Source organism: Tsukamurella sp. NPDC003166 (genome assembly GCF_040611135.1).
Taxonomy (GTDB): Bacteria; Actinomycetota; Actinomycetes; order Mycobacteriales; family Mycobacteriaceae; genus Tsukamurella.
Genome location: NZ_JBEXNL010000018.1, coordinates 55929 through 78068, shown reverse-complemented (window position 1 = coordinate 78068; position 22140 = coordinate 55929). Strand labels below are relative to the sequence as shown.

Annotated in this window: 27 protein-coding genes; 12 read left to right on the top strand and 15 right to left on the bottom strand. The window is 71.4% G+C overall.

The annotated features are described in order from the left end of the window. Nucleotides 1–8: 8 nt before the first annotated feature. Entirely contained in the window at nt 9–785 is a 777-nt protein-coding gene (locus ABZX10_RS18410; RefSeq protein WP_355543070.1) for a CPBP family intramembrane glutamic endopeptidase, read from the top strand. Nucleotides 786–798: 13 nt separating this feature from the next. Here ABZX10_RS18410 and ABZX10_RS18405 read toward each other — a convergent pair whose 3' ends face one another. Then, complete coding sequence (locus ABZX10_RS18405; RefSeq protein WP_355543067.1) at nt 799–978, bottom strand: hypothetical protein; 180 nt, start codon at nt 976–978, stop codon at nt 799–801. A gap of 56 nt (nt 979–1034) precedes the next feature. On the opposite strand from ABZX10_RS18405, the gene ABZX10_RS18400 reads away from it, so the two are divergent. Beyond that, on the top strand, nt 1035–2456 hold the full coding sequence (locus tag ABZX10_RS18400) for an LCP family protein (RefSeq protein WP_355543064.1): 1422 nt from the start codon (nt 1035–1037) through the stop codon (nt 2454–2456). 10 nt (nt 2457–2466) lie between these two features. Then, nucleotides 2467–3126, top strand: a complete 660-nt coding sequence (locus tag ABZX10_RS18395) for a TetR/AcrR family transcriptional regulator (RefSeq protein WP_355543061.1) — start codon at nt 2467–2469, stop codon at nt 3124–3126. A gap of 1 nt (nt 3127) precedes the next feature. Here the strand turns inward: ABZX10_RS18395 and ABZX10_RS18390 are convergent, their stop codons facing one another. The 7 genes from ABZX10_RS18390 to ABZX10_RS18360 form a co-directional block, all read right to left on the bottom strand. After that, complete coding sequence (locus ABZX10_RS18390; RefSeq protein ID WP_355543058.1) at nt 3128–4030, bottom strand: DUF5926 family protein; 903 nt, start codon at nt 4028–4030, stop codon at nt 3128–3130. A 9-nt stretch (nt 4031–4039) separates the two neighbouring features. Beyond that, complete coding sequence (locus ABZX10_RS18385; protein WP_355543055.1) at nt 4040–4798, bottom strand: glycerophosphodiester phosphodiesterase; 759 nt, start codon at nt 4796–4798, stop codon at nt 4040–4042. Then, the gene (locus ABZX10_RS18380) at nt 4783–5616 is read right to left on the bottom strand and encodes a DUF4328 domain-containing protein (protein ID WP_355543052.1); all 834 of its coding nucleotides are present in this window, start codon (nt 5614–5616) and stop codon (nt 4783–4785) included. Before ABZX10_RS18380 ends, ABZX10_RS18385 begins: the two co-directional genes overlap by 16 nt. Continuing rightward, on the bottom strand, nt 5616–5963 hold the full coding sequence (locus ABZX10_RS18375; protein ID WP_355543049.1) for a rhodanese-like domain-containing protein: 348 nt from the start codon (nt 5961–5963) through the stop codon (nt 5616–5618). The genes ABZX10_RS18380 and ABZX10_RS18375 overlap by 1 nt, the downstream gene beginning before the upstream one ends. 165 nt (nt 5964–6128) lie before the next feature. Further along, the gene (locus ABZX10_RS18370; protein ID WP_355543046.1) at nt 6129–7037 is read right to left on the bottom strand and encodes a S49 family peptidase; all 909 of its coding nucleotides are present in this window, start codon (nt 7035–7037) and stop codon (nt 6129–6131) included. 47 nt (nt 7038–7084) lie between these two features. Next, nucleotides 7085–7504 carry a DUF2752 domain-containing protein gene (locus tag ABZX10_RS18365; RefSeq protein ID WP_355543043.1) on the bottom strand — a complete coding sequence of 140 codons (420 nt, stop codon included), beginning with the start codon at nt 7502–7504 and terminating at the stop codon, nt 7085–7087. Nucleotides 7505–7547: 43 nt separating this feature from the next. After that, on the bottom strand, nt 7548–7946 hold the full coding sequence (locus tag ABZX10_RS18360; RefSeq protein WP_355543040.1) for a hypothetical protein: 399 nt from the start codon (nt 7944–7946) through the stop codon (nt 7548–7550). A gap of 300 nt (nt 7947–8246) precedes the next feature. Here ABZX10_RS18360 and ABZX10_RS18355 point away from each other — a divergent pair, with 300 nt between their 5' ends. The 6 genes from ABZX10_RS18355 to ABZX10_RS18330 all read left to right on the top strand — a co-directional run bounded on the left by ABZX10_RS18355 (nt 8247) and on the right by ABZX10_RS18330 (nt 12258). Next, the gene (locus ABZX10_RS18355) at nt 8247–8399 is read left to right on the top strand and encodes a hypothetical protein (RefSeq protein ID WP_355543037.1); all 153 of its coding nucleotides are present in this window, start codon (nt 8247–8249) and stop codon (nt 8397–8399) included. A gap of 152 nt (nt 8400–8551) precedes the next feature. Then, nucleotides 8552–9154, top strand: coding sequence for a superoxide dismutase (locus ABZX10_RS18350; protein ID WP_068573585.1), 603 nt, complete (start codon nt 8552–8554; stop codon nt 9152–9154). A gap of 137 nt (nt 9155–9291) precedes the next feature. Further along, entirely contained in the window at nt 9292–9762 is a 471-nt protein-coding gene (locus ABZX10_RS18345) for a hypothetical protein (RefSeq protein ID WP_355543033.1), read from the top strand. 38 nt (nt 9763–9800) lie between these two features. Next, nucleotides 9801–10406, top strand: a complete 606-nt coding sequence (locus ABZX10_RS18340) for a class I SAM-dependent methyltransferase (RefSeq protein WP_355543030.1) — start codon at nt 9801–9803, stop codon at nt 10404–10406. A gap of 288 nt (nt 10407–10694) precedes the next feature. Beyond that, entirely contained in the window at nt 10695–11420 is a 726-nt protein-coding gene (locus ABZX10_RS18335) for a TMEM165/GDT1 family protein (RefSeq protein WP_355543027.1), read from the top strand. Between the two features lie 79 nt (nt 11421–11499). Beyond that, the gene (locus ABZX10_RS18330; RefSeq protein WP_355543024.1) at nt 11500–12258 is read left to right on the top strand and encodes an SDR family NAD(P)-dependent oxidoreductase; all 759 of its coding nucleotides are present in this window, start codon (nt 11500–11502) and stop codon (nt 12256–12258) included. Here ABZX10_RS18330 and ABZX10_RS18325 read toward each other — a convergent pair. From ABZX10_RS18325 to ABZX10_RS18315, 3 genes are all read right to left on the bottom strand, one after another. Continuing rightward, nucleotides 12255–13367: an MAB_1171c family putative transporter gene (locus ABZX10_RS18325; protein ID WP_355543021.1), complete on the bottom strand. Its 1113-nt coding sequence runs from the start codon at nt 13365–13367 to the stop codon at nt 12255–12257. The two genes, ABZX10_RS18330 and ABZX10_RS18325, sit on opposite strands and share 4 nt — an antisense overlap. Continuing rightward, complete coding sequence (locus ABZX10_RS18320) at nt 13358–13861, bottom strand: hypothetical protein (RefSeq protein ID WP_355543018.1); 504 nt, start codon at nt 13859–13861, stop codon at nt 13358–13360. Before ABZX10_RS18320 ends, ABZX10_RS18325 begins: the two co-directional genes overlap by 10 nt. A gap of 106 nt (nt 13862–13967) precedes the next feature. Next, on the bottom strand, nt 13968–14450 hold the full coding sequence (locus ABZX10_RS18315; RefSeq protein ID WP_068573578.1) for a helix-turn-helix transcriptional regulator: 483 nt from the start codon (nt 14448–14450) through the stop codon (nt 13968–13970). Between the two features lie 198 nt (nt 14451–14648). On the opposite strand from ABZX10_RS18315, the gene ABZX10_RS18310 reads away from it, so the two are divergent. Further along, nucleotides 14649–15743, top strand: a complete 1095-nt coding sequence (locus ABZX10_RS18310; protein WP_355543014.1) for a hypothetical protein — start codon at nt 14649–14651, stop codon at nt 15741–15743. Here the strand turns inward: ABZX10_RS18310 and ABZX10_RS18305 are convergent. Next, nucleotides 15740–17326, bottom strand: a complete 1587-nt coding sequence (locus ABZX10_RS18305) for a TM0106 family RecB-like putative nuclease (RefSeq protein ID WP_355543011.1) — start codon at nt 17324–17326, stop codon at nt 15740–15742. The genes ABZX10_RS18310 and ABZX10_RS18305 overlap by 4 nt on opposite strands. 97 nt (nt 17327–17423) lie before the next feature. Here ABZX10_RS18305 and ABZX10_RS18300 point away from each other — a divergent pair, with 97 nt between their 5' ends. Beyond that, entirely contained in the window at nt 17424–18119 is a 696-nt protein-coding gene (locus ABZX10_RS18300; RefSeq protein WP_355543008.1) for a DUF6474 family protein, read from the top strand. Between the two features lie 73 nt (nt 18120–18192). Here the strand turns inward: ABZX10_RS18300 and ABZX10_RS18295 are convergent, their stop codons facing one another. Continuing rightward, the gene (locus ABZX10_RS18295; protein ID WP_355543005.1) at nt 18193–18684 is read right to left on the bottom strand and encodes a hypothetical protein; all 492 of its coding nucleotides are present in this window, start codon (nt 18682–18684) and stop codon (nt 18193–18195) included. Nucleotides 18685–18769: 85 nt separating this feature from the next. On the opposite strand from ABZX10_RS18295, the gene ABZX10_RS18290 reads away from it, so the two are divergent. Then, entirely contained in the window at nt 18770–19696 is a 927-nt protein-coding gene (locus tag ABZX10_RS18290) for an SGNH/GDSL hydrolase family protein (protein ID WP_355543002.1), read from the top strand. Here ABZX10_RS18290 and ABZX10_RS18285 read toward each other — a convergent pair. Further along, on the bottom strand, nt 19679–20440 hold the full coding sequence (locus ABZX10_RS18285; protein ID WP_355542999.1) for a helix-turn-helix transcriptional regulator: 762 nt from the start codon (nt 20438–20440) through the stop codon (nt 19679–19681). The two genes, ABZX10_RS18290 and ABZX10_RS18285, sit on opposite strands and share 18 nt — an antisense overlap. Before the next feature lie 93 nt (nt 20441–20533). Beyond that, entirely contained in the window at nt 20534–22084 is a 1551-nt protein-coding gene (locus ABZX10_RS18280) for a succinic semialdehyde dehydrogenase (protein ID WP_355542996.1), read from the bottom strand. Between the last annotated feature and the right edge of the window lie 56 nt (nt 22085–22140).

Sequence of the window (22140 nt, the reverse complement as noted above, 5' to 3'; positions counted from 1 at the left end):
GTGGCCCCGTGACCGTCCCCGAAGCCGCGCCGCGCGACCGCCGTCCGCTGCGCGCCGAGGTCGCGATCGTGCTGACGGTGACCTTCGCCTGGTCGGGGCTGTATTCGCTGGTCCGGCTGATCGGCTATCAGCTCGGGGCCGGGGTCGGGTCGACGACGGTGACCCTCAACCCCGTCCGCAGCCCGCACGCGGTCATCGACTTCCTGCTGCAGGTGCTGGGCGCGGTCCAGCTGTTCGGGTGGGCCGCGCTCGCCCTGTACCTGCTGGTCCGGTCGGGCATCGGGTTCGCGGACATCGGCCTCGCGCTGCGCGGCCCGCGCGCCGCGCTCGCGCGCAACATCGGGCTCGGCACGGGTCTCGCTGCGCTCATCGGGATCCCCGGCCTGGCGCTGTACGCCACGGGGCGGGCGCTGGGCGTGACGGCGAGCGTGGTGCCCGCGTCGGGCGACGTGCAGTGGTGGCGGATCCTCACCTACGTCCTGCTCGCGGCCGGGAACGCGGTGGCCGAGGAGGTCGTGGTGGTGGGCTACTTCATGACGCGACTGCGGCAGCTCGGGATGGGGCGCGCGGGCACCGTCGCGTCGTCCGCGCTGCTCCGCGGCAGCTACCACCTGTACCAGGGCTTCGGCGCCGGCCTCGGGAACCTGGTGATGGGCCTGGTCTTCGGCGCCGCCTACGACCGCTGGCGCAGGCTGTGGCCGCTGGTCATCGCGCACTTCCTGCTCGACGTGGTCGCGTTCGTCGGGTACGCGCTCCTGCGGCCGCACCTCGGCTTCCTGCGGTGATCACCGCCCCCGCTCACGCGAACGGATTGCGGACGCGGACACCGAGGATCGTCTGACCGTCGTTCAGATCCTCGGTCCACAGCTCCTCGCACTCGCCCCGCGACGCCGCAACGACCACCAGCGCGTCGACGATGCTGAGCTGCTGCTCGTCCGCTGCCCGGGCTGCGCGCAGGAGTAGCTCCCGATCCGCCATCACGGTCTCGGCTTCCTACGCTGAATTCTCAGTCACGGCCCGTACAGTCGGACGACGTGAACGACGAACGACCGCGCGGCCGGGACCGGCAGCAGCCGAACCTCGCCTGGTCGCAGGTGCCCGACGGCGATCCGCGCTCCCGCGGGCCCCGGCACCCGCAGGGCATACCGCGCCCGCCGCAGGGCGGGCGGCCCGTGCCGCCCCCGCCGCCGCAGCCCCGTCGCCCGCTGCCTCCGCAGGGCGCGCAGCGGGACGCATCCCAGCCCCGGGCCACCCGCGTCGAGCGGCCCGCGCCGCAGCCCCGTCAGGACTGGGCGCCCCGTCAGGCTCCCGAACCGCTCCCCGCGGACGAGATCAAGCGCACCGTCGGGGCCCGGGGCAGCAGTGGCGGACGCGTCCCGCCGCCCCCGCGCCCACCGCGCGCCACGGACCGGGGTCGACGGTCCGCCGCCGCCCCCGAACCGCAGGCACCGGCGCCCAAGAAGGTGCGCCGCAAGCGCAAGCTGCACCCGTTCCGGTGGCTCGGGGTGCTCGTCGTGCTGCTGCTCGTGGGCACGGTCGCGGGCACCTTCTACTTCGACGGCAAGCTCAAGCGGATCGACGCGCTCGCCGCGTACTCCGGGCGGATCGCCGACACGCCGGGCACGAACTGGCTCCTCGTCGGCACGGACGCGCGCGAGGGTCTCACCCCCGCGCAGCAGAAGGCACTCGCCACCGGCGGCGACCTCGGCGGCGCCCGCACCGACACGATCATGCTCGTACACATCCCGGAATCCGGGAACGCGACGCTGATCTCGATCCCCCGCGACCTGTTCGTGCAGATCCCGGGCCAGGGCGGCTACAAGATCAACGCCGCCTACTTCTTCGGCAGCACCTCCGGCGCCGGCGACGCGGGCGGCGCGCAGCTGTTGGTGAAGACCTTCGAAAAGGCCGCCGGCGTGCACATCGACCACTACGCGGAGATCGGCTTCGGCGGCTTCGCGAACATGGTGGACGCGGTCGGCGGCGTCGAGATGTGCCCGAAGTACCCGATCAACGACCCCAAGGCCGGCATCCGACTCAAGGCCGGCTGCCAGACGCTCGACGGGGCGCAGGCCCTGGGCTACGTCCGCACCCGCGCGACACCGAACGCCGACCTCGACCGCGTCGTCCACCAGCGCGAGTTCATGTCCGCGCTGTTCAAGGAGGCGACCTCACCGACCACGCTGATCAACCCGTTCGAGCTGTGGGGCCTGTCGAACGCCGTCGCCGGTGCCCTCACCGTCGACACCGACACGCACCTGTGGGACCTGGGACGCCTCGCGTGGGCCCTGCGGTCCGGCACGGTCACGACCACCACGCCGACGGGTGGCAGCGAGTCGACCAGCGACGGCGACGCGCTCGCATGGGGGAAGAACACGACCGAGTTCTTCGGGCTCATCGCCGCCGATCAGCCCATTCCCGCTCGCCTCCTCAGTGGGACCCCCGGAACCGGATAAGGTGACTCACATGACTGAACGCGGCCGCATCGGCCGTCCGCCGAAGGTGAACCGCGAGCAGGTGGTCGCCGCCGCCGCGGACATCCTCACCAACGAGGGGCCGCTGAAGTTCTCCATGCGGACCCTCGCCGCGCGCCTCGACATCAGCGCGATGGGGATCTACCACTACTTCGACTCGAAGAACGACCTCCTGGGCGCCGTGCTCGAGCACCAGTCGTGGAACACCCCGATCCCCGACCTGTCCGACGACCCGCGCGAGCGCCTGGTCCAGCTGCCGCTCGCCGTCGTCGAACACCTCACGCAGCATCCGTGGGTGATCGACGTCCTCGCGGGCGACGAGATCATCGACGCGTATTCGGCGTGGTCCTTCGACGAGTTCCTGCAGACCACCGACTGCCTGGGCATCCCCGAGGACGAGTCGCTGCACCTGCTGCTGGGCCTGTGGCGCATCGTGATCGGCGAGGTCACCGTCCGAACGAACCACGCCCTGCGGGACGCCCGCCCGACGTCCAGCGCCTGGTACGAGCGGGAGATCCCGCAGCACGTGATCGACCGGCCGCGGCTCGCCCGCACGCTCGGCGCCCTCGACCCCAGCAGCGCGACCTACGACATCCGCGGCACGATCACCGCGTACCTCCACGGCGCCCTCGGCGACCGCTTCCCGGGCTGAGCTACAGCGACACCTGACGGCCGCGCAGGCCGTCGCGCGAGCGCCGCTGCGCGGCGGTGAGCTCGCTGTCGTCGGCCAGGGCCTCGGCCAGCCGCTTCGCCAGCTCGACGGTGCCCGGCACCCACTCGTCGGGGTGCGACTCGCGGTCGAGGTCGAAGACGGGGACCAGCAGGCCGTCGGACCGGAACGAGCCGGCGAACCGCGAGCCCTCGCCCACCGTCAGGCCACCGGCGGCGTGCACGCGGGCCAACGCGGCCATGAGCTCGTCCTCGGGAGCGGGGTGCACCCAGCGCAGGTGCGCCTTCGAGCCCGTGTCGGCCCACCACGGCGCGCCGATCCCGTCGACGCCCAGGTCCAGGCGGGCGGCGGGCGTGATCAGGGAGTTGGCGTGCTCGACGAGCTGCTGGGTCTGCGCGTCGGTTCCAGCGGTTCCCGCGAGCCACCAGTCGAAGTCCTTGTGCACGGTGATCTCGAGCGGCGCGGCGGCGTCGAGGACCTCGAGCAGCGCACCGTCGGGCGTCTCGGACAGGGCCTCGCCGACGGGCGCGTCCGCGGCGAACCGGGCGGCACCCGCAAGGGCGGCGCCGGGCGCCTCGGGGCGGGCGGCGGTCTGCAACGCGGCGTAGCCGACGACACCGTCGGCCTCCTCGCGGACCAGCGCGTACGCGGCGCCGGGAAGCACCGTCGCGAGGCGGACCTCGCGGTTCGCGCCCGCGACCGTCAGCGGTGCGGTAGCGCTGGGGACGAAGTTCCGCAGCGCGACGATGTCGCACTCCGCGGCGAGGCCCTCGAAGGGCCGTGCGGCACCAGCGTCCGCGGCCTCGGTGCGGGCGCGCTGGGCGGCCAGCTTCTCGGCACGGTTGGATCCCTCGCGGGGAGTGGCATTGCGTTCGCGTCTACCCATGCGGGAAGCCTATCCGCGCAGCCAGGACCGCGTGCGCGCCGGGTGGTTCGTCGCGATCCACTCCACGCCGAGCCCGTTGCACAGCGCGACGTCGACCTCGGAGTCCACGGTCCAGCAGTAGGTGAAGCGGCCTGCGGCCCGCGCCTTGGCGACGGTGTCCGGACGCTCCCGCAGGGATTCCACCGACGGGCCGATGCCCTGCGCCCGGACGGCCGTCGCCGCGCCGCCGCCGAGCAGCCGCGAGGCCTCGCCGAGCAGGACCGCGGGCACGCCGGGGGCGTTGCGGCGCACGCGCCAGATCGCGGAGCCGGAGAAGGAGATGACGGTGACCGGCGCGTCTCCCAGGTCTTCCGGCTTGGCCAGCCCGTGTCGTTGCAGAGCGGCGAGGAGCTTCTGCTCGACCATGCCGCCGAACCGGACGGGATGCTTGGTCTCCACGAACAGCTTGCGCTCGGACGTGCGCGCCAGCTCGATCAGCTCGTCGAGGGTGACGACGGGCTCGGGGTGCCCCGGCCGCTTCCACGAGCCGAAGTCCATGGCCTTGAGGTCGGCCAGGTCGAGCTCGGAGACGGCGCCCGTGCCGTCGGAGGTCCGCTCGACCGTGCGGTCGTGCAGGCAGACGAGGTGCTGGTCCTTGGTGAGCCGCACATCGCACTCGATGGCGTCGGCGCCCTCGGCGACGGCCGCCTCGAACGCGCTCATCGTGTGCTCGGGGTACTCCCCGCTCGCCCCGCGGTGCGCCACGACCCCCGCTACGCCGCCAACCATCGCGTCTTCTCCTCCCGGTGGTGAGCCGTCGGCCACCCGTCGATCGTGCGCACCAACCGCGCGGTCACCAGCAGGAACGCGCCGGACAGCAGGTAGGTCAGCGTGGTGTAGACCATCGCGTCGGCGTCGTGCTGCAGGCCGCCGGCCGCGCGGGAGTACGCCACGCACCCCACGGTGACGATAGTCAGCGCGACCCACGCGCCCCACCAGCGCCGGATGAACATCGCGCGACGATCCGTCCTCGCGCCGGTCGCCCGCCGCTGCGCGTCGACCAGCTCGAGGACCAGCACCGGCGCGGCCACCAGATTGACCACCGGGACCAGGCAGTACACCCACAGTTGCCAGACGGGCCGTGGCTCACGGGTGCCCAGCGCATCGAACGCACGGGCACGGGCCGCCTGCAGCCACAGCGCGAGAACCGCGACCAGCGCGAGCACGGCCAGCACGGCGAGCCACCCGGTGGCGAACACGGCGACCGTCGCCGCGATCGCGAGCCACCCCGGCACCGGGCCCGCCCGGTTGATCACCAGCAGCAGGTAGGCCAGGGCCTCGGCCGCGGCGGCGACGAAGACGATCACCGTGGTCAGCCGGAGCACGAAGGGCGTCACGTCCGCGGCGGCCTGCGCCGCGCTCACCGGCGCGGCCGGCGCGGGCGTGAAGTCCTGGCGCAGCCCCCACCGCGGGACGGCCGGGTAGCGCGGGGTCGGTTTCGGGCCCGACGGTGCCCGCCTCGGCACCGGGAGCGTCTCGGGAGGGCGGCGCGCGAGCCAGCGGATGCGCCGGCGCGGGGCCTCCGTGCGGGCCGGGGTCGGATGCATCAGACGGCCCCCGGCGTGCCGTCCGGGCGCACGACGGGACGCTCCGACGACGCCCACGCGATCATTCCCCCGTCCACCACCACGGCCTCGACGCCGACGGTCTCGAGGTACCGCACCGCCTGCTCCGACCGCCCGCCGCCGCGGCAGATCACGAGCACGTCGGAGTCGAGGTCGAGTTCCTCGAACCGGACCGGCAACTCGGCCAGCGGGATGTGCAGTGCACCGGGCGCGTGGCCGAGGTCCCATTCGTCCTGCTCACGGACGTCGAGCAGGGTGATCGCCGCGGCGGCCACGTCAGCGGGAAGCGCGTCGACGGGAATCGGGCCGTCGCCGGAGTAGTCCGTCATGACACCAGTCTTCCACGCACGAAGGGGCGTTCCCCGGAGAAATCACCGCGCAGGGCACGCCCCGGCGAGGCTCCATCCACAGTTTCCACAGGCTCATCCACAGGTTGAGGGTTGTGCTGTGCACGCTTCACCAGCGCGAATCCTTCGCCCTGTGGATCGATCACGTCACGATCCGTAATTCGCCCACAGGCCGCGGCGCTGGAGGCCCGACAGCGCACCGTCGAGCACCCCGGATGTGAGCGACGCGGCGAGCCCCGCCCCGTCGATCGCGGTGCCGCCGCCGAGCAGGCGGGCGAGCAGCGGCTTCGGGGTGTGCATGGCCTCGACCTCCGCGTCGGGGAAGCGGTCGGCGAGGACGCCGCGCAGGGTGCCGACGCCGTCGGCGAGGCCCACGTCGACGGCCTTGCGGCCGATCCAGACCTCACCGGTGAACAGCGCCGGGTCCTCCCGCAGGCGATCTCCGCGGCGGGCCTGCACCCACTCCCGGAAGGCGGTGTGGATGTCGCCCTGGATGCCGTGCAGCCACGCGAGATCGCCCTCGCGGACGTCCTCGAACATGTCGAGGCGGTGCTTCGCGTCCCCCTCGGTGAACACGCGCCGCTCCAGGCCGATCTTGCCGATCAGCTCCTTCGCACCGAAACCCGCGGAGATCACGCCGATCGATCCGACGACGGACGTGCTGGTCACGAAGATCTCGTCGGCGGCGCAGGCCAACCAGTAGCCACCCGACGCGGCGACGTCCTCGCAGAACGCCAACACCGGCAGGTCGTGCTTCTCGGCGAGCTGCCGGATGCGGGCACCGATGAGCTCGGACTGGGCGGGCGACCCGCCGGGGCTGTTGAGCGCGAGCGCGACGGCGACGGCGTCGTCCGTCGCGAAGGCACGGCGCAGCACCGGCTCGACGCCGGCCAGGTTGAGCGCGCCGCGGCCGAGCCCGCCGGACATCGCGGGCGCGGCGATCGGGCCCTCCAGTCGCACGACGGGGACGACGCCGCCGGCCTGGCCCAGGGCGGCGCGTACGCGGTGGCTCGCGGCCTTGGCCGCGTCCTGCAGATCGGTCACGAGGGGACTCATGCCCCCGACGGTAGCGGGCGGCACCGACACGTCGATGTCAGCGCAGGTCAGGGTGCCAGCGGGGAGCCCGGGAGGTTGCGGGCCACGGTCCACACCGCGACCAGGACGCCGACGGTGACCCACAGGTAGGTGTTCGTCGGCAGCGACGGAACCCGGAACCCGACCTTCCTGCCGAGCCAGCCGATCCACAGCCACACCACGATCGCGGCCGCGGGGTAGACGAGCGCGTTCGACCCGAAGGCGGCGCCGAATGCACCGTTGGTGATGTCGTTGACGGCGCGGAGCCCGCCGCAGCCCGGGCAGTACAGTCCGGTGACCGCATACAGCGGACAGACGCCCCAGCTCCCCTGTTGATGCGGGTCACGCAGATGCAGGGCGAGCGCGGTCGCGCCCACGGCCGCCGCCGTGGCGAAGGGGCCGGCCGCGGCGCGCAGGCTCCACCGGGCGGGCGAGGTGGTGGCCGTCATGGGGTCCAGGCTAGCGCCCCGCGGTCGACGGGGCCGGGCCCGATCAGGCTGCGGCGATCCAGGCCATGCCGCCGAACAGGCAGCCCAGCGAGACGAGCGCGTCCAGCGCCGCGTAGCCCCAGGCGTTGCGGCGGTTGAGCAGGTTGAGCACCGCGTGGGCGCCGAAGGTGGTGCCGAGCAGCATCGAGGTCAGGAACGTGATCGCCAGGACGTCGAGGTCGCCGCCGTAGCTGCAGGCCATCGCGGCGCAGTCGCGGAACGAGGGCAGCGCGCGGACCGCGAGCACGAGGTTCGCGATGGTCGCGGTGAACGAGGCGACGAGCAGTGTCATCGACACGACGATGTCGGCGCGGGTCTGGCGGCCGCCGACGAGGGTGCGAATGCGGCCGGCCCGACCAGCGTGCGGGTGCTGGGTGCGCACCCCGATGCTGAATCCGGTCATGACAACCATGATCCGCCCGAGCACGACGGATGCCAAGCATGCGCGATAGGAACCGCTGTCGATCCTATCGACCGTCGGACCCGCGCCGCAGGTGAGCGCCGTAAAGCAATACTGCGGTCTAATACGTCACATTCATTGACGTGAACAACAAACATCGGACAAACCGGGATCTCAGTCCCCGGTTCCGGATTATCGGGGCGCGACATCAGATCCGATTTCCTACGTCCGTGTAGGTCGGCTATAGTGGTGCACACCACACCTGTGACAGAATTCACAGTTGCAAGCACGGGAGGCGGCGCGATGACGGTCAAGCACACACGATCCATCACGACGGGCACCGATGCCGCGGCCCGCAGTGCGTGCACCGTGTACTTCTCGCGTTCGCTGACCCGCACCGGCCTGACCGTCGCCGCGCTCATGCTCGCCCTCGTGCTCATCATCGCCCTGGGCTGACGCCCCGGTGGGCGGCTCGGCCCTCGCGAACCTCAACAGCACTTCATGCGCATTCGGCCATCCTTATTGCGGAACCATTCCAGATAAGAAAAGCTGGACGAGTACGTAGGACCAATCAGAGGACGATCGTCCTCGCAATCGAAGGGAAAGACGTGGCCGTCTACACTCTGCCGGACCTCGACTACGACTACAGCGCTCTCGAGCCCTACATCTCGGCCGAGATCATGGAGCTGCACCACAGCAAGCACCACGCCGCGTACGTCGCCGGCGCCAACCAGGCCCTCGAGCAGCTCGCCGAGGCCCGCGAGGACGGCTCGATCGCCACCAAGGCGCCGCTGCTCTCGAAGAACCTCGCCTTCCACCTGGGTGGCCACACCAACCACTCCATCTTCTGGAAGAACATGTCGCCCAACGGCGGCGACAAGCCGGTCGGCGACCTGGCCGCGGCCATCGACGACCAGTTCGGCGGCTTCGATAAGTTCCAGGCGCACTTCAACGCCGTCGCGATGACGCTGCAGGGATCCGGCTGGTCCGTGCTCGCGTACGACCACATCGGGCAGCGCCTCGTGATCCAGCAGCTGACCGACCAGCAGGGCAACATCTCGGAGGCCCTCACCCCGCTGCTGCAGCTCGACATGTGGGAGCACGCCTTCTACCTGCAGTACAAGAACGTCAAGGGCGACTACGTCAAGGCCTGGTGGAACGTCGTGAACTGGGACGATGTCGCAGCGCGCTACGCCGCCGCCACCGCCTGAGTCCTCACCTCCTCAGCCTCGGAACCCCGTCCAGCGCACAGGCGCCGGCGGGGTTTCGTCGTCTCCCGAGCCCCGACTGCGAGCACACCGAGTCTTCGCTATCGTGATGATCACCCTGCATTCACGAAAGGCACACCGTGTTCACTCGCACCGCGTCCACCCTCCTGATCTCCGCTTCCCTGGCGCTGTCAGCGCCGGCGCTGGCACACGCCGCCCCCGCGCCGGGTGACGCGGCGACCGCCCGGCGGATCGCCTGCGAGCAGTACGCGGTGAACGCCGCGACCTTCGACTACCGTGACCTCGGCCCGTGGCGGGTAGCGCTCACGCGCGGCACGAGCCCCGAGCTGTCCGCGAAGCTCACCTCGACCGTCCCGTCGATGACGCAGCTGCTCCAGCCGCTGAAGTGGGTCTCGACGGCGCGGCTGTCCGGCGCCGAGGTCACGCCCGTCGGCGACGACGTGTGGAAGGCGAAGTGCTTCGTCGCCGTCCACGCCACGAACGTCCAAGCGCCGAACGGCCGCGACGTGCTCACCGTCTACAACGTCACGCTCGACAAGAAGCGCAACTGGCTGATCACCGACGTGGGCGGCACCCCCAACGGGAAGTAGCCCCCGCCGCGTCGCTGGCGCCTGGCACAGTGGCCGTCATGACCCAGCCCGGCTACGACGCGATGGCGGACCTCTACGCGGAGACGTTCCCGGACCCGTACCAGTTCCCGATCGAGGCGCACGCCGCCGCGGCCTTCGCGGAGGCGGCCGCGGGGCGCCCGGGCCGCACCGTGGACGTCGGGTGCGGTGTCGGGCACGTCGCCGCCGACCTGGCCGCCCAGGGGCTCGACGTGATCGGCGTCGACCCCAGCCCCGGCATGCTCGCCCACGCGCGCAGGCTGCACCCGCACGTCCCCTTCTCCGACGGCGGCGCCTCCCTCGGCACCCTGCCCGCCGGCCCGATCGCCGCGATCCTCGCCCGGTTCAGCCTGATTCACGTGGAACCGTCCGAGGTCCGTTCGACGGTGCGCCGCTGGGCCGCCCTGGTATCCGCCGGAACTCCGGTGCTCGTCGCGTTCCAGGCGGCCGACGAGCCCGGCCCGCCGATCCCCTTCGACCACGCCGTCGCGCCGGCCTGGCGGTGGCATCCGGACGAGTTCAGCGACGTGATGGCCGCGGCGGGTTTCGACGAGGCCTGGCGGATCGTGTACCGCGACAAGAGCTACCGCTTCCCCATGGCGCAGCTGCTCTCCCACCGGCGCTGAGCGGGGCACCGGCACCGTCGGATACGGGTAACCGAAACCCTCGCACCGGAGCCCTGAAGAACCCCGTCAGGGAACCAAAATTATTGCGTTACTTGCGATTCCGGTACGACCTCACTATTCTGGACGACGCACGAAGGGGAGTAGCCCCCAATCGCGCGGTCGACACACTGGCACCCCGATGGCGCCCGGCCCCGCGAACCGCACGTCGCGGTGGGCGAGACCTTTGTGCCACTTGCGCGGTCCGCGAACGTGGATCCGTGTGGCACAGGTCTTCTCGGAGGTTCCATCGTGTTCAACGCCCTGATCGTCGGCTTCCTGGTCGTCTTCCTCGCCGAGCTGGGCGACAAGTCCCAGCTGATGGCGCTCACGTTCGCCATGAAGCACCACTGGGCCACCGTCCTCGCCGGCATCACCGTGGCCACCGTCGCGATCCAGGCCGCATCGGTGGTCATCGGGGCGACGGTCGGCGCGGCACTCCCGACGCACGTCCTGGCGGTCGGCGCGGCGCTCACGATGCTCGCGTTCGCGTTCTGGACCTGGCGCGGCGAGGGTCCCGACGACGAGGAGCAGCCCGACACCGCGGCGTCCGCGCGCTCGAACTGGGCGGTGTTCTTGGCCGTGACCTCGGCATTCGTCCTCGCCGAGCTCGGCGACCGCACCATGCTCGCCACGATCACCCTCTCCACCGGCCACAACGCGCTGGGCATCTGGATCGGCTCGACGGTGGGCATGATCCTCGCCGGCGGCATGGCGATCGCGGTCGGCGCGCTGTTCGGGCACCGCATCCCCGAGCGCGCGGTGCACGTCATCGCGACGGTGCTGTTCTTCGGCTTCGCCGGGTGGATGCTCGTCGATGCGATCGTGGGGCTGACCAGTGGTACAGCGGTGGCCGTGGCCCTCGCACTGACGGCGGCCGTCACCGCCTTGGGCCTGTACGCGGTCCGGCGCGCCCAGGTGGCCCGACGGTCCGCCCCCGCCCCCGTCGACGAGCTGTCCGGCACCCCCGCGCCCTGAAGAACGTCCGCTCACTACTGTGAGACGGGTCGCCCCGCCCACCGGCGAGGGCGCATGTCACCACAGAAGGGAAACAGCCATGGACGTGTCCGGCTCCTCCGTCATCGTCACCGGCGCCGCCTCCGGCCTCGGCGCCGCCACCGCGAAGCGTTTCGCCGAGGCGGGCGCCACCGTCTTCGGCCTCGACCTGCAGCCGTCGATCGACAAGGCGACCCCCGCCGAGAACGTGCACCTCATCGCCACCGACGTGACCAAGGAGGACGAGGTCCTCGCCGCGATCGCCGAGGCCGTCAAGGCCGGCCCGCTGCGTGTGGCCGTCAACTGCGCCGGCGTCGGCTGGGCCGGCCGGATCCTCTCGAAGAACGGCCCGCACGCCCTGGACCTCTTCCAGACGGTCATCAACATCAACCTGGTGGGCACGTTCAACGTCATGCGCCTGGCCGCCGACCAGATGAGCAAGCAGGAGACCGCCGACGCGCAGGGCTCCCGCGGCCTCATCGTCAACACCGCGTCCGTCGCGGCGTTCGAGGGCCAGATCGGCCAGATCGCCTACACCGCCTCCAAGGGCGGCGTGCACGCCATGACCATCACCGCCGCGCGTGACCTGGCGCAGTTCGGCATCCGCGTCAACACCATCGCCCCCGGCATCATCAACACCCCGATGCTCGCCGGCGTGACCCCCGAGTTCAAGCAGACCCTCGAGGCGGGCGTGCCCTTCCCGCAGCGCCTCGGCGAGCCCTCCGAGTACGCCGACCTCGCGTACTTCATGTCGCAGCACGACTACCTCAACGGCGAGACGATCCGTATGGACGGGGCCATTCGGATGGCTCCGCGCTAGATCTGCAGTTCCTCCGCCGGCGTCGCCCCGACCGCGTCCGACAGGGCGAGGAGCGGGGCGGCGTCGTCGTCGATCGAGGTGCCCTCGGGTGGCAGAACCATGCTCGACGGTGCCGGCGCGGCCCTGGCCTCGTTGCGCAGGTCGATCGCCACGAGCAGGTTGTGGACGTTCTCCTCGGGGATCCCGTCGCCAAAGTCGTCCGGCAGGTAGGGGCTGAGCTGGACCAGTACGTCCCGGATCTCGACGACGCGCCGCTGGAACCGCAGGTGCGGGTCCTTCGCGGCGGACCGCGCGTCGAGCACGACCTCGGGCACCGCGGTGGTCAGGAGCTGCCAGAGCGGCTCCAACCGCTTGTAGTCCCGACGGTGCCGCTTGCGGTAGTCGAGCTGCACGAAGAAGCCCCGGACGCCGGGATAACTGAGCCCGATGACGAACAGCACGATCCCCACCGCGGTGCACCCGCGCGAGACCGTGAGTAGGACCGGCCAGGACACGGCGTGCACGATGCTGGTGAGCACGAACACGACCTGCGTGAGCGAACCGATCGACGTCAGGGCGAGGCCCGCGGCCATGAGCCGCAACGAGGTCACGAGGTAGCCGTCCGCGAAGGGCATCAGCCGTGTGAGGGACAGGACGCAGTCCGCGAGGCCGTACATGAGGTAGCCGCCCGCGATCGCGAAGAACACGGCGAAGCCGAGTTCTTGCACGGTGAGCGTGTCCAGGGTGGCGTCGCGCAGGGACGGCGGCATGACCGTCATCGCGACGGACAGGCCGATGACGGACGCGAGGAGCGGGACCGCCTCCATGCCGGCGCGACGCTGGCGCGCGGACTCGGTGGGGCCGTAGAAGAAGGCGACGGCGAGCGCGGCCACGCCCAGTGCGAGGGCCGCGTAGCCGCCGAGGCGGCTGGAGCCGCGCCAGAGGGCACCGTCGATGCTCGAGGCGAGGGGCGAGTTCAACAGGAGCACCGCCATGGTGAGCGCCGCGATGGCGACGGTCACGGCGACGGCCTGGATTCCGGCCTTGGCGCGGTAGAGCCGGTCGACGCGCCAGCACAACACCAGGGTGAAGAACGCGACGCCGAGTACGTTCACGATCTTCACAGCCACCGGGAATGTCCTCCCAACGCGCGCTGGATGCCGCGCAGGCTGTCATGTTTCGCGGTGCGGCCGGCGAGCGCTCCGGCCTCGGACGCCCAGCCGAGGATGATGGAGGCGATCATCTCCGCCTCCCACTCGTTCGCGTCGTCGTAACAGGTCCGGTGCAGGGCGGCGTCGGCCTCCTCGGCGGGCATCTGCTCCGCTCGCGCCGAGGGGCCAGCATTCTGATGACCGGCGATGAGATGGCCGAACTCGTGGATGATGATCTGGTCGCGATGGGTGCGTGAGGTGTTGGCCTGATAGAAGAAGTAGTCCGCGTCGTCACCGACGAGCCACAGCCCGTTCGGCATGCCGACGGGAAGCGGCTGCGAGATCACCAGGATGTCCCGACCGCGGCGCTTGCCGTACTTCTCGCACAACTGCACGGCGTCGAAGGGCAGATCGAGATCGAGACTGCGCACCTCGTTCTCACAGAGGCGGCGAAGGGACTTGACGGAACGCACGCACGCCCCTCCTTCGACGGATCCGGGAGGGACGGCGCGAACCGGCGGCATGCGCGCCCGCGGCCCGTTCTACGAGCCGCCGAGCGGCGAGGTCAACCGGAGAAGGTTACAGTCCCTCAGTTTCGCGCGAGTCTACGGGAAGTTCCGGCGGATCGGCGGGGAGACCCTGCTGCACCCGGAGCACCTTGATGAGCTCGTTGACCATGTTCACCGAGTCGGGCGAGAGGCCTGCCAGGCGGAACGCGGCCATCTGCACCTTGGTGTCGGCCTGGAGCCGCATGAGGTGAATCTGGTCACGCGTGCGCTGCGCCGCCTCGTCCTCGAGGAAGTAGTGCACGTCCACACCGAACGCCGCGGAGATGCCCTCGACGGTGCGGAACGACGGCGACTTCGCCTTGCCCGAGCGCAGCTGGCTCAGGTAGGACTCGCCCAGGCGGAAGCCCAGGGCCGTCGACCGCTGGGCGATCGCCTTCGCGGTGAATGCGCGACCGTTGGGGCCGGGCACCGTGCGGAACAGCTCCTCGAGCCGACTGGCGAACAGACCCTGACCCACCAGGGCGTCGCTGTCGTACTTATTACCTGTGTCCACTTTGTGCCATCCCTCTCTATCACCGGCACGACCTGTCACCCGTGGACCCACCCCGTATTGTTGCGAGTCCACCAAGCTTCGTCACACTATAGCGCACTTTGCCATTAGCCACGACCTCTTCGTGATCGCCTATCGGATCAGTGCATCCATGCTGTATTCTTACTCATAACTATGTGACAACTGCCGAAGGGGTGCGTTGTGTCTCGCCCTACGCATCTTTCCCGCCGCATCCGGGCCCTCGTCGTAACGGCCCTGGCAGTCGGTGCAATCGCATCCGCACCGGCCTGGGCGGACCCGGGCGACGGCAACTCCCCCTCCGGCTCCTCGGACGGCGGCTCGTCGACCTCGCAGAGCGACGGTTCGTCCTCGTCGGGCGACAATGACGGCTCGGCCTCGCGCGGCTCCGGCGGGACGAGCCTCCACACACCGTCCGACGATTCCCGCAGCGGCGGCCTCCGCGGTGACGGAAGAGGCAACCGTCACGGATCCTGGGGCAACGACAACGACAACGGCAACACCGGCACCGGCACCGGCACCACGGGAAACGACAACACCGGCACCACAGGTAGTGGCGGTGGAAACAACGGCCACACCCACGGCGGTGGCATCATCGGCGGAATCCTGGGCGGCATCTTCGGCGGATCGGGCAGCGGATCGACGGGCGGCACGACACCGGCACCGTCCCTCCCAACCGGCTCGACCGGCGGAACCGGCGTCGGGACGGGCGCAACAGGTACGACGGGCACGGGTTCGGGCGGTACGACCGGCGGCGCATCCGGAACCGGCAGTCCGACGAACGGCGCCACGAGCGTCGGCGGCGACCACGACCGTCCCAGCCCGGACGAGGCCGAGGCCGGTGCCCCCGCTGCGGCGCCGCCCGCCCCCGCCGCCGACGTCCCCGCACCGGTCGTCGTCCCTCCCCTCGTGGCGGGTCCCGTCGCTGCACCGGCTCCGGCCGCACCGGCTCCGGCCGCACCGGCTCCGGCCGCACCGGCTCCGGCCGCACCGGCTCCGGCCGCCCCGAAGCCGGCTCCCGCACCGGCTCCGGCCGCGCCGGTGCCGGCACCGTCGGACACGGACCGCCCGACGAGCAACGAGAGCACCCGCCCCCAGGAGACCACGGTGTTCGCGTCGGCGGTCACGTCCGCGCAGCGCGTGGCGCCGGTCGCCGCGGAGACGGCGCGCCAGCTCTCCCCCGCGATGATCGCGATCCTGGGCGGCGTCGCCCTGCTCGGCAGCGGCAGCTTCGCGGACGCGCTCCGGCGCGCCCACCTCCGCCAGGCACAGGCCTAAGCGCCCACCACCGGCAGCGCGAGTACGCGGTCGCTCGACATGAACGCGCGGAGCGCGGCCGTGGCCTTCACATCGTCCTCGTTGTACTCGAGGATCCGCTGCCGCTGCGCCGCGCGCTCGGCGTCGCCGAATCCCACGTCGATCCCGACGCCCACGCGGTACCAGAGCATCGAGGCCTCGCCGCCGGCTTCGGCGTCACGCCAGTGGAATCCGGCGACGGGCGCGACCTTCTTCAGGCCCCGGCCCTCCAGGGAGAGGAAGGAATCGCCGACCGCGTCGAACATGTCGACCCACTCGGGCGAGGCGATGAACTCCTCGACGGCCCGGCGCGCGGGCACGCCGGGCTCGCCCGCGAACCTGTCCGCCGACGCCAGGAGCCACTTGTTCTCGGCGTTCTGCGAGTAGCAGTACGCCGCGAAGGTCCTGCCCGTGGCGTGCGCCTCCGCGCGCCGATCCATCAGGAAGGCCCAGAATTCGGCGAACGAGCGCGCCTCGTCGCGCGTGGGCACCGGATCCCAGGTGACGAACGGCCGGTACCCGAGCTCGACGCCGTCGCTCCGTAGCCAGGTGCCCCAGAGGTACGCGCCGTACTCCTGGTAGCTCTCCATGTCGACATCCACCTCGACATCGGCCCGGCGCACCGTCACCTCCGGGTACCGCCGCACGAGTACCTGCCCGTCGCGCCAGGCGCGAGCCATCGCGCGCAGGTCGGCGATCGGGACGGGTACGTCCTCGGGTTGGGGACCCTCGTACTCGGCCAGCTGGTCGACGGTGACGACGCCCGCCGCGCGCAGGCCGGGTGCGGAGCGGCCGTCGGCCACCAGGCTCACGTCCCGCGCCAGGGTCAGGGTCTGCGCGCACTGCGGCCACCAGGGGCACCGCCGGCACTCCGCCACGCGCACGGGCTCCGTCTCCACCGTTCCGGCGAGCACTGCCCGACGGTCCGCGAATCGCTCGTCGTAGGCTGGCAACAGCGGGCCGACCTCGTGCACGACGATCCGCGCACCGTCGACCCCGATGCTCCCGCCGAGCAGCGTGCGCGACGCGAACCCCGTGTCCTGCAGCATGCGGGTGAGGTGGGCCAGGCGCATCTGGTCGCCCCGGTGCTGGCGGACCCGCACCGTCTGGTCTTCGCGGGGCTCCCAGCGCTCCAGCGGCGAGGTCACGGGCCCGCGGGGCGCGCCGTCCGGTCCGGCTGCCGGGCGCGAACCGGCGACGGGGTCGCAGGTCTTGTGGTTGACGACGATGACGGGGATGTAGCCGTCGGCGAGGCGAACCAGGAGTTCGCTGTGGCCGCGGCGATCGTGTGCGGTGGGCAGCACGGCGTTCCAGATCCGATCGGCGCCCGCCGCCATCGCGGCCAGGGTGCGCCGGACCGCTCCTTCGCCCTGCTCGATGATCGTCAGTCCCGGCAGACCGTCCCGCACCGATGCGCGGAACACGGCGGCCGCCTCGACCCGCAACTCCATGCCCGGGTCCGGCTCGCCCTGCGGGGCGCGGGCCTCGAGCGCCAGACGGTGCCGGCAACCGGTGAGCGACCGTGCGCTCACCGGATTCGTCGTGGTTGCCTCGTTGATGTTCACTTCCCTAGCAGTATGGCGGGCGGCACCGACAACTCGCGGAGCCGCGCTGTGCAATGCTGTACCGGACGGCAGTACTGACCTACAAGGACGTGCACTGATGGGTTTGTTCGGCAAGAAGAAGAAGTCCTCCCGCGCGGAGCGCCGCGCGCAGGCCAAGGCGCTCAAGTCCAAGGCGCGCCTCGAGGCGAAGCTCGCCGCCAAGAACGCGGATCGCGACGCCAAGCGCGTCGTGAAGAGCGCGTCGAAGAGCGAGCGCAAGGCACTGAAGGCCGATCTGCAGCGCTCGAAGATCGTGGCGAAGGCGCAGGGGAAGGCCGACGCTGCGAACCTCAAGATCGCGGAGACCAACGCTCGCGCGGCGGTCGAGGGCAAACTGCTCTCCGAGGCGCGGCTCAAGCGGTACATCTCCACCGCGCGCCTGCTCGCGCCCGTCGTGGTGCCGATCGCGTACCGCGCGGCGCAGGCCGGCCGGAACCAGCTGGACGCGGCGAAGGCCTCGCGCCTGGGCGTGCCCGTCGACGAGGTCGCGGCGTTCGCAGGCTACGGCGGCGGGCTCTCCGCCCGCGTCGCGGCGGCACGCCGCTCGCTGGACCAGCTCGCGGCCACGCATCCCGACGCCGAGACCAAGTCCTTCACGGCCTCCGTGGCGCAGCGCCTCGACGACCTGGGCACCGCCATCACCGCGTCCGAGTCGATGCCGCCCGCGCGGCGCCGCCCGGCGCACCAGGCCATCGCCCGCGAGCTGGACGGCATCGACGCCGACCTGCTCAACCGCCTCGGCGTCAGCTCCTAGCTCACCGCTGCCGCTCCGAGGCGTCGGCGACGGTCCGCCGCCCCGTCCCGGTCGGTCGTGCCCCGATCCGGTCTCACCACTGCAGTACGAGTTCACCGCCGTCCGGAAGGGCCGCCCAGCGCGGGGCGAAGTCGTCGTAGCGGGCGAAGATCCGCTCTCGCAGGGTGGGTTCGACATCGGCGTCCTCGAGCGCACCGGGCCAGGCCGGCTCCGCCCTGCGGTGCCCCCGCTCGACCTCCCACAGCGCCGCGGTCAGCGAGGCCAGATACTCGGAGCGCGCCATATCCGCGGACTGTGCCGGGGTAGGCCGCCTGTTGCGCCGGGAGGCCTTTCGGCGCTCCGCCGGATCCGCCGGCCAGAACAGCCCGTCGAGGCCGTTGGCGTCGGCGAGCCGCCCGAACACCCCGCCGCGCAGGCCCGCCTCGGACTCCACGATGAGGTGCGCGGCGTCGTGCGGCACCGGCGGCCTGCCGCCAGGACCGCCGCGGGGCGCGAGTTCCGGCCCCCTCGCACGGGCGATCCGCACGTCGTATCCGTTCCGGCGCTTGACGAACGTGACCTCCATGCCCTCATGGTCGCGCCGTCGGCGCCGCACCGCAACGGGATTTCGACGGACTGCGGTCGACGGCCGCGCACAATACAGTGACGGCATGTCGATGCGCATCCGTCCGTCCCTGTTGCTGGTCGGCGCAGCGGTTCTCGCCTCGACGGCCGTGCTCGGCGCGGCACCGGCGGTGGCGGCCACGCCCGCGCCGGAATATGTCGCGCTCGGGGATTCCTACTCATCGCTCCCCGCCGACGCCACCGTCGGCGCCTCCCAGCAGGAGCGTGCGTGCGGGCGGTCCACGCACAACTACCCGAAGCTGGTGGCAGCGTCGCTGGGCCTGTCTCCGGACGCACTGCGGGACAACACCTGCGGCGGCGCGAAGACACGGGACGCCTTCGCGAGCCAGCGCGCCGGGTCCGCGAAGACCGGCTACTACTCCGCCGCACCGCAATTGACCGGCATCGGCGCGGAGACGGAGCTGGTGACGATCTCCCTCGGTGGCAACGACGGCGACCTGTACTCGAGCATCCTCGAATCCTGCGCGGTCGCACCGCGATCGACCGCGGGGCGGTGCGCCGCCGACGAGCGCACCCGGCCCGCCCGTCTGTCCGACGGTGCCGTCGCCGCTCGGCTCGCCCGGATCACCGCGGCGAACGAGCGCATCATCCGCGCCGCGCGCGAGCGGTCGCCACGCGCACGGATCCTGGTGGTGGGCTATCCCTCGGTGTTCGCCGGCGACCGGACCTGTGCCGCGATCCACCCCTTCCGGTCCGCCTCGATCCCGTGGATGCGGAGTGTCCTCACCGAGCGGCTCAACCACGCCGTCCGGCAGGCCGCCACGAACACCCGGGCCGAGTACGTCGACATGGAACCCGTGTCGAAGGGCCACGAATTGTGCAGCGCCCGACCGTGGATCAACGGCGTCGACGACGATCCCCGCGCCGCCGAGATGCACCCCTTCCCCGAGGAGGGGCGCGCCGTCGCGGCGGCGATCACCACCGCGCTGCGAGCGTCAGGGCCGCGCCTGTAGCCGTTCCCGGGTCGCCTCGTCGGCGGGCAGGAAGGTCTCCAGGTGCAGCTCGTCGACGCAGGCGTCGTGCGGCGTGAGCACCGCGCTGAGCACGCTGAACAGCCGCAGGTGCGGCGCACCGTCGGGCATGCGGAGCACGAGCTCGACGACGGGGCCCGAGGGCTCGGGACCCGATGCACCGGCCGGGTACTCCCGACACTCCGCGAGCAGCGCCGCGAGTCGCGGGTCGGCGGTCCGGTCGGCACGCGCGGACACCTGGTGCAGCAGGTGCGCGCGCCACGCCCCGAGGTCGACGATGCGCGACGCCAGCCCCTGCGGGTGCAGGCTCAGCCGGACGACGTTGATCGGCGGCTCCAGCAGGTGCGCCGCACATCCATCGAGGAGCGGCGGCACCGCGTCGTTGGCGTCCACGAGATCCCAGTACCTGTCGAGCAGCACCGCGGGATAGGGCGCGTGCGCGTCCAGGAGGGTCCGGAAGGACGCGAGCACCCCGACTGCGTCGACGGGGCTGTCGTGGCGCGGCGCGAAGCCGCCCGCGACGAGGAGCGCATCACGTTCGCGCGGCGGCACGTCGAGGTGTTCCGCGAGCCGCAGGATCATCTCGGCGCTCGGGCGCGAGCGGCCGGTCTCCACGAAGCTCACATGCCGCCCGTTGACCTCGGCGCGGTTCGCGAGCTCGAGCTGGCTGAGCCGTCGTCGCTGCCGCCAGGCGCGCAGGAGCGGGCCGACCTCGGTGGTCGTCATGGACGCGAATCTAGCCGCGCGGGGGAAGCACCACCATGACCTCGGAGGTAATCGTCACGTGTACCGCGTCCCCGCCTGACGAGAAACGGCGGACTACCGGCCGAGCAGCTTGAGCGCCTTGACCGCCGAGGGCATGACATTGAGGAAGAGGTTACGGGGCACGCCCTTGATGCCGCCGATGCCGATGACCCGCTGCTGCGCGATGGTCTTCGACTCGCAGTACTTGAGCAGCCCCTCGGTGCCGTGGCGACGCCCCACGCCCGAGATGCCCATGCCGCCCATCGGCGCAGCAGTCGAGCCCCACGCCGCGGCATAGCCCTCGTTGATGTTGACGGTGCCGGCGTTGATCCGCTCGGCGATCTGCTGCGCCTGCTTCGTCGTGCCCGCGAAGACCGACGCGTTGAGGCCGTACTCGGTGTCGTTGGCCTTCTCAATGGCCTCGTCGACCGAGTCGACGGGGTAGATCGAGACCAACGGGCCGAAGGTCTCCGACTTGAAGCAGACGGCCTCTTCCGGCACGTCCTTGAGCACCGTCGGCTCGTAGAAGAACGGGCCGAGGTCGGGGCGGGCCTTGCCGCCGGCGAGCACCGTCGCGCCCTTGGCGACGGCGTCGTCGACGTGCGCGGCCACGGTGTCGATCTGCGACTTCGATGCGAGCGAGCCCATCTCGTTGGTGAAGTCGTAGCCTGCGCCCAGGGCGAGCGTGGCGGTGCGCTCGGCGAAGGCGCGGGCGAACTCGTCGGCGATCTCCCGCTCGACGTAGATCCGCTCGATCGAGATGCACAGCTGGCCCGAGTTCGAGAACGCGGCGCGGGCGGCACCGTCGGCCGTGTGCGCGATGTCGGCGTCCTTGGTGACCACCATGGGGTTCTTGCCGCCCAGTTCGGCGGAGAAGCCGATGAGGCGCTTGCCGCACTGCTCGGCGAGGGTGGCGCCGGTGGCGGAGGAACCCGTGAACATGAGGTAGTCCGCGGCCTCGACGATCGCGGTACCCACGACGCCGCCGGGGCCCGGGACCACGGCGAACAGGTCGCGTGGCAGGCCGGCCCTGTACAGCAGCTCGACGGCGGCGAGCGCGCAGTACGGGGTCTGCGAGTCCGGCTTGAGTACCACGGCGTTGCCCGCGGCCAGCGCGGCGATGCCGTCCGACACGGCGAGGGTGATGGGGTAGTTCCACGGCGCGATCACGCCGACGACGCCCTTGGGCTGGTAGCGCACGCGGGTCTTGGTGAACACCGGCAGCATGCCGTCGGTGCTCTTCTCCGCCAGGATCTTCGGCGCGTTCTTGCCGTACCAGCGGGCCGTCATCGCGACGTCCAGCGCCTCCTCCTGCGCGTACTGGCGGGCCTTGCCGGTCTCCAGCTGCACCATGTCCATGAGTTCGGCGCGGTTGTCCCCCACCAGCTCCGCGAACTTCAGCAGCACCTTCGCGCGGTCCTGCGGCGTGCGGGCCGCCCACTGCTTCTGCGCGAGGCGGGCGCGCTCGAAGGCCTTGGTCACGTCCTCGGCGGTGCCGACGGGGATCGTGGTCACCTTCTCGCCGGAGAACGCCTCGAGGACGTCGCGCGATGTGCGCTCCTCGGGGTGGTCGATCGCCGAGAGGGCGCGAAGACGGTCGAACGTGGCCTGGGTGGGTGCTGGCATGGGCCCAGGCTACCCGCTTGTTGATGACCACTCAATAGCGCGTTTCTTCAGGATCT